This is a genomic window from Virgibacillus siamensis, assembly GCF_039522605.1.
Lineage (GTDB): Bacteria > Bacillota > Bacilli > Bacillales > Amphibacillaceae > Lentibacillus > Lentibacillus siamensis.
In genome coordinates this window covers 335,136-351,125 of sequence record NZ_BAAADS010000012.1, presented here as the reverse complement: position 1 = coordinate 351,125, position 15,990 = coordinate 335,136, and the positions used below count along the sequence as shown (strand labels likewise).

The window sequence follows — 15,990 nt, the reverse complement described above, 5'->3', positions numbered from 1 at the left end:
TCACTCTTCCTCTCCTACCTCAAAAATCTCAAGCTCTCCCTGTTCATTTACAATCTGTGTCATCTTTTCCTGCACATTCTTTAATTTATCATTGCAAACCTTGGAAAGCTTCATTCCCTGCTGATAGTAAGTGATTGCTTTTTCCAGGGCTACATCTCCCTCTTCAAGTTTTGCCACAATTTGCTCAAGCTGATCCATTGCCTCTTCAAAAGAGACATTATTTTCATTTTCCATCGTTGTCCTCCTTTACTCCCAGTACATGGCAATCCGCAGTACCATCGGAAAACCTCACAGCGATCTGGTCATCCTTATTAATTTGCTTAACTGATTTCATAATATTTCCTGAACTGGAATATGGAATGGCATAGCCGCGTTTCATTGTTTCCAGCGGATTCAACAATGTCAATTTCTCAATTGCGCTGGTTAACCTTGCCGTTTTTTGTTCCAGGATTTGATTCATAAATTGATTCATATGTTTTACAAGCTGATTCATTTCTTTGACAGCCCGCTCATACTGAACAGACGGATGCTGAGCCGATAACCTTATCTTCAGGCTGGTATAGGCTTCTTTTTTTCGTTCATATTGGCTTTTTTGCACTTTATCTAGACGGTCAACATGCTTATCCAGTTCCTGTTCCTTCTGTGTAACCAATTGTTCCGGATATCTGAAGGCATAGGATTGTTTCAGTCTGTTCAACATTTGGCTGCTGCCAGAAAGCTGTTCATGCATGATTCTTGTTAGTGATCTTTCCATACCGATAATCTTTTCAGAAAGTTCCAGCTGGGAAGGAACTGCAAGCTCAGCCGCTCCGGTTGGTGTAGGAGCTCTAAGGTCAGCAACGTAATCACTTATGGTAACGTCTGTTTCATGGCCAACCGCTGAAATAACCGGGATTGCTGAACGATAAATGGCATCAGCCACAATTTCTTCATTAAAACTCCACAATTCTTCAATCGAACCACCTCCACGTCCAACAATCAGCACATCATAATTCCCCAAATTATTGGCACGGTCAATGGCCTTCCGAATGGATTCCGGAGAAGCAGTGCCTTGAACAAGCACCGGAATAACAGTTGTTGCCGCAATCGGATACCTTCGTCTTAACGTTGTGATAATGTCTCGTACGGCTGCTCCTGTCGGTGATGTAATGATCCCTATTTTCTTGGGATATTTCGGTATTTCTCTTTTACGGTCTTTATGAAAATAACCAAGCTTGTTTAATTTTTCTTTAAGCTGTTCAAAGGCGAGGTACAGGGAACCAATTCCATCCGGTTCCATTTGCTGAATATATAATTGATACTGGCCATAAGGCTCAAATACACCTATTTCACCTTTAATTAAAACATTCATTCCGTTTTCCGGAGTGAATTTCAGGCGACGGTTATTTCCAGCAAACATCACAGCTTGTATTCGGCTATTGTCATCTTTAATCGTTAAATACATATGTCCTCGAATATGGTGTTTAAAATTGGAAATTTCACCTCCAAGCCAAATATTCTTTAAATGCGGATCTGTATCAAATTTTCTTTTAATGTATTTTGTAAGCGCAGTAACCGTTAAATACTTATCTTTCACTGATGAAATCCTCTCGCAGCTTTTATTGTATTTTTTAACAGCATGGTAATTGTCATCGGACCAACACCCCTTGGAACCGGAGTTATATAGGATGCTTTTTCCTTTACACTGTCAAAGTCAACATCACCGGTCAGACTTCCGTCATCCAACCTGTTAATCCCAACATCGATTACCGCTGCACCCTCTTTCACAAATTCATCATCAATCGCATTTGGTCTGCCAACTGCAGCAACAAGAATATCTGCATTTTTCGTGTGATCCACTAAGTTTTTTGTTTTTGAATGGCAATATGTAACAGTAGCATTTTCATTCAGCAGCAATTGGCCGACCGGTTTACCGACAATATTGCTTCTGCCGATAATAACTGCATTTTTCCCTTCAATTGAAATCTGTCTTGACTTTAACATCGTTATAATACCATGGGGTGTACAGGGAAGAAATGTATCTTTTCCGATCATCATTCTTCCAATATTCACCGGATGAAAACCATCCACATCTTTTTTTGGATCAATCGCTTCGATAATGTGTTGTTCATGAATGTGTGAAGGAAGCGGCAATTGAACCAGAATACCATGAACATTGTTATCATCATTCAGATCATAAATTTGGCTTAATAACTCCTGTTCAGTGGTTGAAGAAGGCAATTCTATCAATTCTGATGATATACCAGTTTCATATGATGCTTTTTCTTTACCCCTGATGTAGGATTTTGAAGCAGGGTCATCACCAATTAAGATAACGGTTAAATGTGGAGTGATTCCCTGCTCTTTTAATTGTGATACTTCTTCTGTCATCTCATTACGAAGTGACTGCGACAATTCTTTCCCATTAATAACTTCTGCGGTCATTTCCCCATCTCCTTTTCAGGCAATTATGCTGGATAAAACACCATTCACAAATTTTCCGGATTTCTCATCCCCGTATACGTTGGCCAGCTCAACCGCTTCATTTATGGAAACCCCGACCGGAATATCGTCTTCATATTTAATTTCATAAACTGCTATCCTTAGAATTGTTTTTTCCACAGATGCTATCCGATCGATTGACCAGTTGTCTAAGTGGCCGGCGATTGTTTGATCTATTGTTACTTTGTGTGTTGCTACACCCTGCACAAGTGTCATCAAAAATTCATCCAGTTCTAATGTTTCCGGATGATCCTCTACGGCCTGTTTTGGGTCATTGTCATTCATATCCAATTGAAACAGGATTTGAAGCGCTTTTTCTCTTGCTGCGTGACGTTTCATCATCAATTGCTCCTTTTAAGTCATCTCTCTGTTCAAATAATAACATGAATATTTATGCAAAGCCACATGCGTTTCGGGATAGTGCTGGTATTTACAGCCGTTTTTTACATTAAAAAGAAATGAAGGCCAAGGGAACAACTCCCCTGACCTCGAACATATTATTCGTTATCATCTGCCTCATCATCCATTTGAATTCCAACTACATGGATATTTATTTCGTCAATCTCAAGGGCAGTCATATTTTTCAGCGTTTGGCGGATATTATCCTGAACTTTTTGTGCAACCTGCGGAATGGAAACACCAAAGTTTAACACAACAAATAAATCGATGAGTATACCCTCTTCGGTAAGCTCTACTTTAACACCTTTGCTGTGGGACTTTTTACCAAACCGTTCAACGACCCCAGTAGCAAAGTTACCTCGCATTGATGACAGACCATCAACCTCTGAAGCGGCAATACCGGTTATCACTTCAATGACTTCCGGTGCAATCTCGACCTTGCCCAGACTCGTATCTCCACTTACGTCCAATAAAGGCTGTTCGCTCATACTCAAACTCCTCCTTTATATATCCTTCTTTTCTTCAATCGGATTTTCCTCCAGGAATTTCGTGTTGAAGTCACCCTTTATAAATACATCATGTTCCATTATTTGCCGATGAAATGGAATTGTCGTATAAACACCTTCAACAACGTATTCATCCAATGAGCGGCGCATACGGTTTATTGCCTCTGTACGGGTCGGACCATACGCGATTAATTTGGCTACCATGGAATCGTAAAACGGGGGTATACTGTATTCCTGATACGCAGCAGAATCGACCCGAACTCCCAAACCACCAGGCGGAAGATACGTTTCAATTTTTCCAGGTGAAGGCATGAAGTTCTTATACGGGTTTTCCGCATTAATTCGGCACTCAATAGCCCAGCCGTCAAATTCAATGTCTTCCTGTTTAAAGGAAAGTTTTTCGTTATTTGCTATATGAATTTGTTCCTTAATCAAATCAACACCTGTGACCATTTCCGTAACCGGATGTTCCACCTGGATACGGGTATTCATTTCCATGAAGTAAAATTCATGTGTGTTACGGTCAAAAATGTATTCAATCGTACCGGCCCCTACATAATCGACTGCTCCTGCAGCCATCACAGATGCCTCACCCATTTTGGCACGAATCTCGGGTGTCAATGCTGGGGAAGGTGACTCTTCAACAAGTTTTTGCAGCCTGCGCTGAATCGAACAATCCCTTTCACCAAGGTGGATAACATTTCCATGTTGATCTGCCAGTATTTGAATTTCCACGTGACGAAAATCCTGAATATATTTTTCAAGATACACACCAGGGTTTCCGAATGCTGTTTCAGCTTCCTTTTGGGTTACCCGAATCCCTTTCAGCAGGTCTTCTTCGTTTTCAGCAACCCGGATACCCTTTCCACCGCCACCTGCAGTCGCTTTGATAATAACCGGATATCCGATTTCCCCTGCGACTTTGATCGCTTCTTCTTCGTTTTCAATAACACCTTCTGAGCCAGGGACAACCGGAACATTAGCTTTCTTCATCGTTTCCCTCGCAACGTCTTTTACACCCATCTTTTGGATAGCTTCGGAACTTGGACCGACAAATGTAATGTTGCATGCCTTACATATTTCGGCAAAGTCCGCATTCTCAGACAAAAATCCATAACCTGGATGAATGGCATCCACTTTTGTTAAGGTTGCCACACTCATTATATTAGTAAAATTAAGGTAACTGTCCTTACTGAGTGTAGGGCCAATACAATATGCCTCATCTGCCATCTGCACATGTAATGCATCTTTATCCGCTTCCGAATAAACCGCAACCGTATCGATGCTCATTTCTTTGCAAGCACGGATAATTCGAACGGCTATTTCACCTCTGTTTGCAATTAACAGCTTTTTAATCACAAGCTACATCCCCTTATTTCGTCTTAACTCTGAATAATGGCTGACCATATTCCACCAATTCTCCATCTTCCACTAATACTTCTACAATCTCACCTGATACTTCCGCTTCAATTTCATTAAAAAGTTTCATTGCTTCCACGATACAAACAATCGTATCCTTCTCTACCTTTGCACCTTTATTTACATATGCATCGCTTTCCGGATTAGGTGAAGAATACATGGTTCCAACCATCGGAGAAACAATCTCATAATCAAAATCAGCTGGCGGTTCTTCCTGGTCCGTTTGTTCGGTATGTACAGTCTCTTTCTTCTCCTCAACCTTTACCTCAGGCTCTCTTATTTCAGTCGTTTCAACCGGACGTTCGACCGGCCGCTGTTCCTGTACTACAGGGGCAGCAGTTGACTCCGCACCTGACTTTTTCATGGTAACGGTTGTTCCATCTGATTCGTAAGTGAATTCGTCGATTGCTGATTGATCAACTAACTTTATTAATTCACGTATTTCTTGTACTTTTAACATTGTGTTTCGCACCCCTTCATTTCATTCTAAATAAATTCAGATGTAATCATTCATTTACTACCATTTTACGACAAGCTTCTATCTGCCTTCAACTACGCTTGTTTCTTCAATCGTAAAACGTTTCCACTGAGTAATTATATCAGTGTTTATTGGATTATGCGAATAATTTTCATACTTCGAAAGCGTTAATGCCCATTTGGCATGGTTCAGCAGAAAACTTAGTTCAGCGTAGTTCTTTCTTTCACCACAGGATATTAAACCAAAATTGTCTTCAAAGCAGGAAATACGGATTACAGCGATGAAGGGGATTAGAGTTTGCTTGGTCTGATTAGAAAACTTGGTTGTCACCAAGCCTTTAGGTGACAGCCTTAGTTGCACCTATGCAGTAAGAAAGTTTTATACTTTCTTATCTGCCAACTAAAAAAACCGGACTTCAGTTCAGTCCGGTTTTACTATCATCTCTTGGGAATTATCCTTCAACAGGTTGTGGGTCAACACTGACAGGGATGTCTCCGAATTCATCGTAAACCATCTGCATAATATTTACCGCTTCTGTTTTGGACAATTTATCCGTTTTTACATGAACATGTACCTTATCTTCATCATAGCGGACAAGAACATCCTTATAATCTTTTGAGGTTAAAATTGATTTTTCCAGAATTGCTTCTTTGGACGTATATTCATCAAGCTGATTCATTTTACTGCGCGCTTCATTTTTTTCCTGAATAGAAGCACTGCTGGAAGCTACTACGTCATTCAAGCGATCTTTCACTTTACTTCTTTCATTCTGAATCTCCATTTCTATCATTGTAAATAGCTGGTCCTCTCCAAGATTGGAAACGTCATCGACCTTAGCTTCTCCCTTATTGGCTTTGTCCGATGATGATGCCTGCTCCGTTTCATTGCTGCCATCATCCACGTAGGCAAAATCCCCTCCACTTGGTGAAGTTACATAATAAACACTTAATACAATCATCAAGCTCAACATCGTCAACAGCCAAACTGTTTGTTTCTTTAACATCATTCCATCCTCCTAATTTTTTGGCATTACAGAAACTCTATGTGTTGGAACATCAAGTACTTTGGATACTGCATCTATAATCCATTTTTTTACTGTTGCATGATCCACTCCTTCAGCAACAATAAATACCCCCCTTACTTCCGGTTTTTTGGTTTGAACAAGCAGTGGCACCTCCTTGTCTCCCTGCCTTACCAGGACAACTTGTGTCTCTTTTGAACTGTCCTCAATCTCCCTTGTTCCGCCCTTCTTATCTGTTTCTTTAGTTGTTTGCTGGCCGGTAATCAAATTCTTTTCATATACTTTAATTTTTGTTGAATTCAAGTTCACCATTACTTCAGTGTCTGAAACTCCGTTAATTTTATTTAGCATGTCCGTCAATTCCTTTTCATAACTTGCCTCAATTTCGCTGACATCAGAAGAACTTTTGGACTTGTCGGAAAACGTTTCAGTTGCAGGCTTTTCCGTCTGTTCCGGAATATTTCTGATTGTTTGTTGTTCCTCTTCAGGGTCCGGGGAAAAAGAGTTTCCGATGATGATTAACAGCAGACCGATTAGACCAATGATGATAATATAGCCGCTTTTCCGGGACAGCTTGTCTGATTGTTCCGGTTTTTTGGATCTTAAAAAACGTAATAATTTCTCCTTCAAGTTGACCCTCCCTCCCATTTAACCGTAAGTTTCAGCTTTTCTTCGGGAATTTCCCACACTTTATAAAGCAGTGACTTTATCCCTTCCAGCTTCTTTCCAGTATCATTGATGACCGGCTTGTCCGTGTTAATGGTGATGTCCTCCACTGTATCCACTGTTATTCCCTCATTTTCTGCTCCCCTTACATAGACAACTACCTCCGAAAGATTTTCAAATGTGAGTTCGTCTTCCGTTGCAAATTGATAATTGATGTCTGAAATTTGTGCCTGATAATCGTTCTTCAGTGGATCGTCAGCCATTTTTTTTAACTTTGAGGTCATCTGTTCTAATACATATGCATGTTGTGATGCTTGTATTTCATTTTTTTGTGTTTTCATCTTATTTTTTACCTGATCAGCAGCTGTATTTTCCATTTCAATCTGTTGAAATGTTGTCATGACAGCTTGTTGAATATTCAAATCAAATAAATAAAAAACCGGTTTTAATAAAATTAAAATTAAAATCAGTCCGACCACAAGTTTGATATACTTCTTCATAGATGTTGCCGGTATCAGCAAATCAATTATCGAGGCCAACAACAGGAAAATAATAATCTTACTGACCCAGTCAACTAGCACTTCCATCAAAATTCCCCCTAGCGAAGGAGCAATGTAATATTACTGGCTGCAACTAATATGACTACTGACAAAAAGAACATCAAGGTCACCGTCAGCAAGCAAGCCAGAATATAAAGCATAAATTTACTTATTGTGTTCAGGCTGGTAATTAACGGCCCGTCCCCCACAGGTTGCAAAACAGCTGCCGCAAGTTTATACGTTATGGCAATGGCGACGATTTTCAGCGCCGGAAAAATGGCTATAAATACAATGATGACAACTCCTACAATTCCAACAGCATTTTTCAATAACAAGGACGCACTTAATATCGTGTCGGCAGCATCTGTAAAGGTTCGGCCAACTACAGGAATAAAATTTCCGGTTATAAATTTGGTTGTTTTCATGGCAACCCCATCCTGAATGGCACTGGAAGCACCTTGAACTGACATTACTCCCAGAAAGATCGTTAAAAAAACGCCTAACGTTCCCATTCCCACCGTTTTAAAAAGATTAGCCAGATGGGTAACTTTATAATTTTCATTCAAACTGCTGACAATTAACAATAATGCTGATAAGAACAGTAACGGCAAAATAAATTTTGAGACCAGCACACCGCTGGAATGAATCAGAAACACAATAATCGGGTGAAAAAAGGAAACGGTAATAACATTGCCGAGTGTCGCCATCAACCCAAGCATAAGCGGGAGCAAAGCAATCATAAACCCACTCATCGTATCAACAGCAGCTTTAGCATACGATACCGCCAGATAAAAACTGTTTAATGCCAGAAATATCAGCACGATATAAACCACATAATAGGCGACTTTACTAACTGTGCTTTGTTCAAAAGCAGTGTGCATGGTTTGCAGGACAATGGAAAACAATGCAAGCATCAACAGCAATCCCAATAGTTTTCCGTTGACGATCAGCTCATGCAGCAAATATTCAATCAGACCTTTCACAGTACTTTTAACAGATAAAGAACCATTGTCTTTAATAAACTCTGCTACACTGGTTTTCTCAAGAACTGGTAAATAGCCGTCATATTCATTTACAAGTTTTTTCCAATATTTCTGTACACCATCGAGAGAAATGCTGTCCACCATCTGTTTTTCGGTTGATTCAGAAGTTTCGTTTGCTTCAGGCGCGTCAGAATCAGGAGAGGCATAAACCTTTAACTGAACTGAAAAGAGAAGTATCACAGTGAATAAGACAAAAACAATCCATCTATTTCGTACCATTCACATTAAAAACTCCTTTCAGAATCGGATTAGGCTGACGGGATAAAACTTATGATAGCTTCAATTACGGCTGTTATAATCGGTATTGCCAGTAATAAAATAAATATTTTGCCGGCAAGTTCAATTTTTGTTGCCACTGAATTCAGTCCGGCGTCCTTGGTTAAATTTGCTCCAAGCTCGGCAATGTACGCAATACCAATAATCTTTAAGATGGTAGTCATATACATCCCATTCACATTTGCTTTTTCGCCAAGGGATTCAATCAGTTGAAAAATTACAGTAATTTGCCTGATGACCATCAGAAAAATGATGATACCGGTAATAAGAATCAGAAAAAAAGCAAACGCCTTATTTACATCTTTCAATATGATATATAAAATACTGGCAATAAGACCGAGTATGACAATTTGAATAATTTCCATATCAACTACCCCTGGAAAAGGAATACTGACTTAATTTGCTGAAACAGGTCGGAAAGCTCATTAATGACGATTACCATGACGATGATAAATCCAACCAAAGTGGCAAATTGGGCAATTTCTTCTTTCCCCATCTGCTTCAAAATGGTATGAATCAATGCCACAATAATTCCAATACCTGCAATTTGAAATAAAATGGATGCATCAATAGCCATGGATGTTCCCCTTTCTTCCTAAATGAGCAATAATACAATGAATAAGCCGCTCAGCAAGCCCAAGCTTTTAGCCATTTTGCCATATTTAAACTGATTGTCCCTAGCGTCCTCCAGCTCACGGTCCAGATGTTTAATTGTAAGCTGAATATGTTTTTGTTGCTGGTCAAAGTCATGCTGACCAAGTGTTCTGCCAAATTGTTTAAGGATTTCATGTTCATTTCCACCTAATGCGGATGAGGTAAAGAGTTCAATCAACCGTTGATTCCACATACTGAACAAATCAGTATTTTTTTCTTCAAGTGAGAGTGCGGCAGTTTCAAAGAATGAGCTGACTGGCTCTGGAATTTGTTTGGAAATAGTCATAAAAGCATCTTTTAGCGACAACTGACTGTACAAAATCTCTGCCTCCAGAATTTGCAATGCATTTTTCATTTGTCTGATATGTTTAGGCCGCTCATTCAGTCTTTTACTGATTTGAAAACCTGCCCATGTAGTTGTGCCGATCAGCAGCATTGCTCCTATCCACTTCATCTTCCAAGCACCCCGGTTTCTCTGTATATTGTTTCACCCCGCTGGTTCATGATTTGGTGGAGTTGCCCAGGTTGTCCATATCTGTCCAAAATAACTACACGTTGAAAAATATCTGCCTGAAATAAAACTTTTAGTGACGGTCTCTTCTGTAATTCTGCAAGCGACTTTCCGTGGATTGTGCACATAATGGTAACTCCCGCATTAATCGCTTCCATCAGCGCTTCGACATCAGAATTTCCGCCTATTTCGTCTACCGCCAGTATTTCAGGGGACATGGAGCGAATCATCATCATCATTCCCTCAGCTTTTGGACATGCATCCATAACATCGGTCCGCAAGCCAATATCATGTTGGGGGACCCCCTTTTTAGAACCGGCTATTTCGGATCTTTCATCAATAACACCTACTTTATATCCGACATTTCGGCCCCATCCGGTAGATATCAATCGAATAACATCACGTATCAGAGTAGTTTTACCCGACTGTGGCGGCCCCACAATAAGCGTATTCAGGTAACTTTCCTGATGAAGAAAGGGTATTAGTTTTTCCGCGCAACCAATTTTTTGTTTGGCAATTCGTATATTAAAATAGGCAATATGCTGAATTGCTTTAACCGATCCATTCAGTGTATTGACTTTTCCGGCGAGCCCGACTCGGTGCCCTCCTTCAATAGTAACGTATCCTTCGCGGAGCTCATCCTCCATCCGATAAAGTGAAAAATCACTTATCTGATTTAATATATGCACACCATCCCGCTTATAAGGTATGGTTGATTTCAGCCATTCCGCATGCCCATCAAAAATAAGTTCAATCGGCCGAAACAACCGAACTCGAATTTCCTGTAATGCATGCTGACGGTGCAATGTATGCCGCTCAATCACCTTTTTGATTGAATCCGGGAATAATCGTAAAATTTCTTCCATTGTATTACCTCACTGAAATAAGCTTTTTTATAAATGTATGTTTGTCCCATTAAAATATGACAGAAGCGAAATGATTGTACAGAGGAAGAGTGGAAGCGCCCGTTTAGCAACGGACAAACTATTTCCTGGACATAAAAAAAGAGCAGCCCGATTGGACCGCTCTTCGACGTTGAAACTATCTAATTTATGCCCTTGAAACATATTTGCCATCCGCAGTATTGATAACCAAAACCTCGCCCTGATTGACAAAGAATGGAACTTGGACAATCAAACCGGTCTCCATTGTTGCCGGTTTTGAACCGCCGCTGGCCGTATCACCTTTTACTCCGGGTTCGGTTTCAGTTACTGTGAGTTCAACGTTATTCGGGAGTTGAACTCCGAGTACCTCACCTTCGTACGTGACAACAGAAACTTCCATATTTTCTTTCATATAGTTCAATTGATCTTTAATTTGACTCGTCTGAAGTTCAAGCTGTTCATACGTATTCGTATCCATAAATGCGTGCGTATCCCCAGATGCGTATAAATATTGCATTTTATTATTTTCAATATGTGCCCGGTTTACTTTTTCCCCGCCACGAAACGTTTTTTCCTGAATATTGCCATTTCGTAAATTACGGAGTTTTGAGCGAACAAACGCAGCACCTTTTCCTGGTTTTACATGTTGAAAATCCATAACCTGCCATATTTCATTCTCCACTTCAATAGTTAAACCAGTTTTAAAATCGTTTACCGATATCATGCAAAATCCTCCTCGACACTATAAAGTAATTAGTTCTTTTGGAGCTAATGTTAAACGCTCATAGCCCTTTTCAGTAATAACAATATCATCTTCAATCCTGCATCCGGCTACTTCAGGTACATAAATTCCCGGTTCTACGGTTACGACCATGCCGGGTGCTAATTTTTTCTCTGATCTGAAGGAAAGTCCGGGTCCTTCATGAACTTCCAATCCGACACCATGACCAGTGGAATGTCCGAAATATTCACCGTATCCCTTTTCGGTAATATAATCCCGGGTCAGTGCATCAGCCTCTATTCCGGTCATCCCAGGTTTTAGTCCCTCTACACCTCTTTTTTGCGCTTCCTGAACAATATTGTATATCTCCATTTGCTCATCATCCAATTCGCCAACTGCGACAGTACGGGTGATGTCCGAACAATATCCATTGTAATATGCACCAAAATCCAATGTTATCAGTTCACCGGATTGTATTTTTTTATCAGAAGCAACACCGTGCGGTAATGCACCACGATAGCCGGAAGCGACAATCGTATCAAAACTGGATGATTCAGCCCCCAGTTTACGCATGTAAAATTCCAGTTCATTCGAAATATCGATTTCTTTTACACCTGGTTTAATATAGGCTTGGATATGTGAAAAAGCATCTTCTGCTATATTGGCTGCCTGCTTCAAAACGTCCAATTCTTCCGCTGTTTTGATCAGCCGAAGTTCCTCAACAAGTCCGCTTACAGGAACAAGTTTAACATCCATTGTTTTTTCGTACAGCTCATACGTGGAGAATGTTACATGATCTTTTTCAAAACCGACCTTTTGAACACCTAATTCCTTTAACTGTTCATTTATAACTTGATGAATTGGTTTTTTATGCTCAACAATTTTAAAATCAGCAGCTTGTTCAGTTGCTTGTTCTATGTATCGAAAATCTGTGACAAACCTGGAGTCATTCATGCTGACAATTGCCACTCCGGCAGTTCCGGTAAAATTCGTTATATATCTTCTGTTATAAGGGCTTGTAATTAATATCGCATCCAGATTATTTTCCCCTAATGATTTTCGCAATTTTTCAATCTTATTCACGCCATCATTCCTCCCCAATTTTTTAGAAAACTAACCCTTTCTGTAGGTTGCACTTATGCGGTAAAAAAGTATTATGCTTTCTTAACAGTCCATGAATGCCATCGCAGCCAGCCGGTAGCCTGAAACCCCCAACCCAACGATTTGGCCATAGCAAACAGGCGCCAGCATAGAATGGCGACGAAATTCCTCCCTGCTGTGCACGTTGGAAATATGTACTTCAATCACAGGAGTTTCAATCGCCTTAATGCAATCACGAAGCGCAATACTGGTATGTGTATATGCAGCAGGATTAAATATGATCCCTTCATATTCTCCATTTGCTTCCTGAAGATAATCAACCAGTCTGCCTTCATGATTGGATTGCCGGGTGTCCAGTTTAAACCCGTGCGCCGTAACCAATGCGGCCAGATTTTCTTCGATATGCTGCATTGTAAATTCACCATAGTATTCTTCTTCCCGTTTTCCCAGCAAATTAATGTTTGGGCCGTTCAACAACAAAAGACGTTTCATAACATTATTCCATTCCCTTGTATATAATCAGACTAGTACAGTTTATCATAAACAATCGCATTTGAATAATTGTTTGAATTTTAGTTTTCCTTTTGCTGTTCATCTTTTTTGACTGTGTCAGCATAATCATATGAAATGGAATAACCAACAAAGGTTCCATAAAGAATATACAGGCAAATGGTTGAAACAATTGTATAACTGTTTAAATTCACAAGATCGGGAACATTTGGATAAACCGGCTGAAGGACAAAAAAGATAATAACCCACAAAACAATTCCGAATGCGGCTCCCATCCAGAGTGTATTAACTTTCCGGAACAATCCATAGTAAATAAATGCACTGATGAGTGACAGTAAGCCGATAATAATAATTGAGAGAACATTGCCCAGCCAGCCACTTGTCCATTCAGCCGTGTTCCAGGAACGTAGAACAAAACTTCTGGGAGCTACTTCCGAGAAACTGAAAAAATACATAATTAAACCCAGGGTACTCCAGATTAAACCGCCCGCAAACCCTGTAACAAGAGATTTTGCTGTAACGGACATGGATTCTTCCCGATTATTTTGACTAAGTTCTTTATCAACTTTCATTCTTTCCACCTCCATTTTTAGTGTTACCAAATGAACCAAATCAAATCATGGCTTTTATAACTAGTTTTACGGGCACTTTTCTAGTAAAATAATATGTAAAGGGGTTGAATTGTTTATTTTTAAATAAATGGGAAATAATAGTAATAATGCATATAATGTTTTTGAGAGGTAATAATGTAAAAATGTGCATTTATTATAAAAGTAATGCTATAAAATGAAGAAAATGTGGTATATAGAATATAAAGGGGCTAAATGCGAAAGGAGGATGTACTGATGAATAATAAATTTTCGATCGTTGTTTATACAGTCATTGGTCTTGCTGTTATCGGAGTAGTTTCACAGCTATTTACAAATACAGCGTCCTTTCTTATTACGGTATTGCTGATGCTTGCGTTTGGTGCTGCCATTTCTGCACTTGTCTATTTTGTTCTGGTGAAAAAACGCAATCCAACAAGTGACTCCAGAAAATTTAAGCAGGCAGTCAAGCAATCCAAAGCGAAATATGCAAACACAAAGGCAAAACCAAAATCTGGATCATCCAATCGAACCAAACCTTTCCAGCATAAAAAAAGGAAACACAAGCGTGCTTCCCATTTGCGCGTAATTGATGGCAATAAATCAAAACGAAAAGACCGAGCTAGTTTCTGAATGGCTTGGTTTTTTTATGGCCATTTTTTCAAAAACTCCGTTGCTCGTTCTCTTCCCTGTCTTATTAATCGTTCCTTTTCCGTCTCACCAATCGCAAAATTCATCGATGCAACCTGTTTTACAGGAATAAATAAAATATTATTCGTATGTGAAGATGAAATATAGCGTGCATCGTGCGCTTGCAGCATAGTGGAAAAAAGAGCATGGAACATATCCAGTGCATTGCTGATTTTTCGCGGTTCCTGTTTCCCGGAATACGCGCTGAGCTTAATTCCCAGGACCGGGCGAACCTGTTCCTTGCTTTCATTTTCGAAAATCCACAATGGGAAATTACTGAGCAGTCCACCATCAACTATAAGACTTTTCCGTTTCGATTGCCCCGGTAATTTCTTTGGAACAAAAAAATACGGGTACCCCGCACTCATTCTGACAGCTTTAGAGACTGGAAAGTATTTCGGGTCAATCCCGTAGATTCGCTGCAAATCATCAGGGATAATGACCATTTTTCCCAGTGAAATATCACTGACAACCACTTTCAGACTGTCCTGATTTAAATCATTGAACGTATAGATTTCTTTTTTTGCCAATTGGGTATACAACCATTTTTCCAGTCTGTCCCCTTTATACAGGCCCATGCGAAAGTACAAAAAAAGCCACTTTGTAATCGGAATGATAGAACTTATTTTTGGTGGATCCAATAATTTTTGAATATCCAAATCCTGGATAAGCTCACCGATATCCTTCGTGCGGAAGCCTGCTGCAATGAAAGCAGCCATTATTGCTCCTGCAGAAGTTCCGGCAACACGTTCAAATGCCAGATTGTTCTCATCAATACTTTGTAATGCCCCTATTAAGGCATATGCCTTTACACCCCCGCCGGAAAAAACAGCATCAATTTTCATGAGTAACCTCCCAGATGTGCTTTCTATCATTTTAAGAAAACAACAGCTGGTTTAGAACTGATGTACAAGTACAAATCATTTTTCCTTGTTCAGTTGAACATGCCGTAAGTCTGTAATTCGTTGCTCATCTTCTTTGAAATATTGCACCAAGTCACCTATTCGGTCGATGGAAGTCCAGCTAAGATGATGTTCAATACCTTCCACATCTTCATAAACTTTATCTTCATCCACCCCGATTATCTCAAGGAAATCTTCCAACAATTCATGACGGAACACGAGACGTTCGCCAATTTTTTTGCCTTTCGCTGTTAAAATGAATCCTCTGTATTTTTCATAATTCAAATATTCATCTTTATCCAGTTTTTGAACCATTTTTGTCACAGAAGATGGATGAACTTCCAGTGCTTCAGCAATGTCCGATACACGTGCGTAACCTTTGGACTCAATCAAATTGTATATCTGTTCGATGTAATCTTCCATACTCGGAGTTGGCATGTTATCAGCTCATTTCAATGAATAAATTTTTAGTATGTACAACAATGTTTCTTAGTAAAGAGCATACAGGAATCACAAATATTAGGCAAACTATAGGAAATGCGGGCATTATCCCCTTTGTATATGACAGGATGACGTTGGAAAAGTTTTTCCCATTTCTTTAA

Annotated in this window: 22 protein-coding genes; 1 reads left to right on the top strand and 21 read right to left on the bottom strand. The window is 39.7% G+C overall.

Annotated features, from left to right (window positions below; genetic code table 11):
• The 19 genes from xseB to ABD010_RS09855 form a co-directional block, all read right to left on the bottom strand.
• Complete coding sequence (gene xseB, locus ABD010_RS09945) at positions 1-234, bottom strand: exodeoxyribonuclease VII small subunit (RefSeq protein WP_343812524.1); 234 nt, start codon at positions 232-234, stop codon at positions 1-3.
• Positions 224-1,576 (bottom strand): exodeoxyribonuclease VII large subunit, encoded by a 1,353-nt coding sequence (xseA, locus tag ABD010_RS09940; protein ID WP_343812522.1) that lies wholly within the window; start codon positions 1,574-1,576, stop codon positions 224-226. Before xseA ends, xseB begins: the two co-directional genes overlap by 11 nt.
• Entirely contained in the window at positions 1,573-2,424 is an 852-nt protein-coding gene (gene folD, locus ABD010_RS09935) for a bifunctional methylenetetrahydrofolate dehydrogenase/methenyltetrahydrofolate cyclohydrolase FolD (RefSeq protein WP_343812520.1), read from the bottom strand. Before folD ends, xseA begins: the two co-directional genes overlap by 4 nt.
• Positions 2,425-2,439: 15 nt before the next feature.
• Positions 2,440-2,820, bottom strand: a complete 381-nt coding sequence (gene nusB, locus ABD010_RS09930; protein ID WP_343812626.1) for a transcription antitermination factor NusB — start codon at positions 2,818-2,820, stop codon at positions 2,440-2,442.
• Positions 2,821-2,978: 158 nt separating this feature from the next.
• Complete coding sequence (locus ABD010_RS09925) at positions 2,979-3,368, bottom strand: Asp23/Gls24 family envelope stress response protein (RefSeq protein WP_343812519.1); 390 nt, start codon at positions 3,366-3,368, stop codon at positions 2,979-2,981.
• A 15-nt stretch (positions 3,369-3,383) separates the two neighbouring features.
• A complete protein-coding gene (accC, locus tag ABD010_RS09920; RefSeq protein WP_343812517.1) occupies positions 3,384-4,745 on the bottom strand; it encodes an acetyl-CoA carboxylase biotin carboxylase subunit in 1,362 nt (453 codons plus the stop codon).
• 13 nt (positions 4,746-4,758) lie between these two features.
• Positions 4,759-5,265 (bottom strand): acetyl-CoA carboxylase biotin carboxyl carrier protein, encoded by a 507-nt coding sequence (gene accB, locus ABD010_RS09915; RefSeq protein WP_343812515.1) that lies wholly within the window; start codon positions 5,263-5,265, stop codon positions 4,759-4,761.
• Between the two features lie 469 nt (positions 5,266-5,734).
• Positions 5,735-6,289, bottom strand: coding sequence for a SpoIIIAH-like family protein (locus tag ABD010_RS09910; protein WP_343812513.1), 555 nt, complete (start codon positions 6,287-6,289; stop codon positions 5,735-5,737).
• A gap of 9 nt (positions 6,290-6,298) precedes the next feature.
• Positions 6,299-6,934, bottom strand: a complete 636-nt coding sequence (gene spoIIIAG / locus ABD010_RS09905; protein WP_343812512.1) for a stage III sporulation protein AG — start codon at positions 6,932-6,934, stop codon at positions 6,299-6,301.
• On the bottom strand, positions 6,931-7,557 hold the full coding sequence (spoIIIAF, locus tag ABD010_RS09900; protein ID WP_343812511.1) for a stage III sporulation protein AF: 627 nt from the start codon (positions 7,555-7,557) through the stop codon (positions 6,931-6,933). Before spoIIIAF ends, spoIIIAG begins: the two co-directional genes overlap by 4 nt.
• A gap of 11 nt (positions 7,558-7,568) precedes the next feature.
• A complete protein-coding gene (spoIIIAE, locus tag ABD010_RS09895) occupies positions 7,569-8,771 on the bottom strand; it encodes a stage III sporulation protein AE (RefSeq protein ID WP_343812510.1) in 1,203 nt (400 codons plus the stop codon).
• 29 nt (positions 8,772-8,800) lie between these two features.
• Positions 8,801-9,193, bottom strand: a complete 393-nt coding sequence (gene spoIIIAD / locus ABD010_RS09890) for a stage III sporulation protein AD (RefSeq protein WP_343812509.1) — start codon at positions 9,191-9,193, stop codon at positions 8,801-8,803.
• Positions 9,194-9,198: 5 nt separating this feature from the next.
• Entirely contained in the window at positions 9,199-9,405 is a 207-nt protein-coding gene (spoIIIAC, locus tag ABD010_RS09885; RefSeq protein ID WP_343812508.1) for a stage III sporulation protein AC, read from the bottom strand.
• A gap of 18 nt (positions 9,406-9,423) precedes the next feature.
• Positions 9,424-9,936, bottom strand: a complete 513-nt coding sequence (spoIIIAB, locus tag ABD010_RS09880) for a stage III sporulation protein SpoIIIAB (RefSeq protein WP_343812507.1) — start codon at positions 9,934-9,936, stop codon at positions 9,424-9,426.
• Entirely contained in the window at positions 9,933-10,859 is a 927-nt protein-coding gene (spoIIIAA, locus tag ABD010_RS09875; RefSeq protein WP_343812506.1) for a stage III sporulation protein AA, read from the bottom strand. Before spoIIIAA ends, spoIIIAB begins: the two co-directional genes overlap by 4 nt.
• 184 nt (positions 10,860-11,043) lie before the next feature.
• Positions 11,044-11,601 (bottom strand): elongation factor P, encoded by a 558-nt coding sequence (efp, locus tag ABD010_RS09870; protein WP_343812505.1) that lies wholly within the window; start codon positions 11,599-11,601, stop codon positions 11,044-11,046.
• Positions 11,602-11,619: 18 nt separating this feature from the next.
• Positions 11,620-12,681 (bottom strand): M24 family metallopeptidase, encoded by a 1,062-nt coding sequence (locus tag ABD010_RS09865; protein ID WP_343812504.1) that lies wholly within the window; start codon positions 12,679-12,681, stop codon positions 11,620-11,622.
• A gap of 81 nt (positions 12,682-12,762) precedes the next feature.
• Positions 12,763-13,191, bottom strand: coding sequence for a type II 3-dehydroquinate dehydratase (aroQ, locus tag ABD010_RS09860; protein ID WP_343812502.1), 429 nt, complete (start codon positions 13,189-13,191; stop codon positions 12,763-12,765).
• Positions 13,192-13,271: 80 nt separating this feature from the next.
• On the bottom strand, positions 13,272-13,781 hold the full coding sequence (locus tag ABD010_RS09855) for a YqhR family membrane protein (RefSeq protein ID WP_343812500.1): 510 nt from the start codon (positions 13,779-13,781) through the stop codon (positions 13,272-13,274).
• 273 nt (positions 13,782-14,054) lie between these two features.
• On the opposite strand from ABD010_RS09855, the gene ABD010_RS09850 reads away from it, so the two are divergent.
• Positions 14,055-14,429 (top strand): SA1362 family protein, encoded by a 375-nt coding sequence (locus tag ABD010_RS09850; protein WP_343812498.1) that lies wholly within the window; start codon positions 14,055-14,057, stop codon positions 14,427-14,429.
• Positions 14,430-14,443: 14 nt separating this feature from the next.
• Here ABD010_RS09850 and ABD010_RS09845 read toward each other — a convergent pair whose 3' ends face one another.
• Positions 14,444-15,331: a patatin-like phospholipase family protein gene (locus ABD010_RS09845; protein ID WP_343812496.1), complete on the bottom strand. Its 888-nt coding sequence runs from the start codon at positions 15,329-15,331 to the stop codon at positions 14,444-14,446.
• Positions 15,332-15,406: 75 nt separating this feature from the next.
• Positions 15,407-15,826 (bottom strand): transcriptional regulator MntR, encoded by a 420-nt coding sequence (gene mntR / locus ABD010_RS09840; RefSeq protein ID WP_343812495.1) that lies wholly within the window; start codon positions 15,824-15,826, stop codon positions 15,407-15,409.
• Positions 15,827-15,990: the final 164 nt, after the last annotated feature.

What these genes read in the sequence shown, in the direction of transcription:
- xseB (WP_343812524.1), bottom strand. Translation starts at nt 234, where the DNA reads ATGGAAAATGAAAATAATGTCTCTTTTGAAGAGGCAATGGATCAGCTT.
- folD (WP_343812520.1), bottom strand. Translation starts at nt 2,424, where the DNA reads ATGACCGCAGAAGTTATTAATGGGAAAGAATTGTCGCAGTCACTTCGT.
- nusB (WP_343812626.1), bottom strand. Translation starts at nt 2,820, where the DNA reads ATGAAACGTCACGCAGCAAGAGAAAAAGCGCTTCAAATCCTGTTTCAA.
- ABD010_RS09925 (WP_343812519.1), bottom strand. Translation starts at nt 3,368, where the DNA reads ATGAGCGAACAGCCTTTATTGGACGTAAGTGGAGATACGAGTCTGGGC.
- accB (WP_343812515.1), bottom strand. Translation starts at nt 5,265, where the DNA reads ATGTTAAAAGTACAAGAAATACGTGAATTAATAAAGTTAGTTGATCAA.
- ABD010_RS09910 (WP_343812513.1), bottom strand. Translation starts at nt 6,289, where the DNA reads ATGATGTTAAAGAAACAAACAGTTTGGCTGTTGACGATGTTGAGCTTG.
- spoIIIAF (WP_343812511.1), bottom strand. Translation starts at nt 7,557, where the DNA reads ATGGAAGTGCTAGTTGACTGGGTCAGTAAGATTATTATTTTCCTGTTG.
- spoIIIAE (WP_343812510.1), bottom strand. Translation starts at nt 8,771, where the DNA reads ATGGTACGAAATAGATGGATTGTTTTTGTCTTATTCACTGTGATACTT.
- spoIIIAD (WP_343812509.1), bottom strand. Translation starts at nt 9,193, where the DNA reads ATGGAAATTATTCAAATTGTCATACTCGGTCTTATTGCCAGTATTTTA.
- spoIIIAC (WP_343812508.1), bottom strand. Translation starts at nt 9,405, where the DNA reads ATGGCTATTGATGCATCCATTTTATTTCAAATTGCAGGTATTGGAATT.
- spoIIIAB (WP_343812507.1), bottom strand. Translation starts at nt 9,936, where the DNA reads ATGAAGTGGATAGGAGCAATGCTGCTGATCGGCACAACTACATGGGCA.
- spoIIIAA (WP_343812506.1), bottom strand. Translation starts at nt 10,859, where the DNA reads ATGGAAGAAATTTTACGATTATTCCCGGATTCAATCAAAAAGGTGATT.
- efp (WP_343812505.1), bottom strand. Translation starts at nt 11,601, where the DNA reads ATGATATCGGTAAACGATTTTAAAACTGGTTTAACTATTGAAGTGGAG.
- aroQ (WP_343812502.1), bottom strand. Translation starts at nt 13,191, where the DNA reads ATGAAACGTCTTTTGTTGTTGAACGGCCCAAACATTAATTTGCTGGGA.
- ABD010_RS09855 (WP_343812500.1), bottom strand. Translation starts at nt 13,781, where the DNA reads ATGAAAGTTGATAAAGAACTTAGTCAAAATAATCGGGAAGAATCCATG.
- ABD010_RS09850 (WP_343812498.1), top strand. Translation starts at nt 14,055, where the DNA reads ATGAATAATAAATTTTCGATCGTTGTTTATACAGTCATTGGTCTTGCT.
- ABD010_RS09845 (WP_343812496.1), bottom strand. Translation starts at nt 15,331, where the DNA reads ATGAAAATTGATGCTGTTTTTTCCGGCGGGGGTGTAAAGGCATATGCC.
- mntR (WP_343812495.1), bottom strand. Translation starts at nt 15,826, where the DNA reads ATGCCAACTCCGAGTATGGAAGATTACATCGAACAGATATACAATTTG.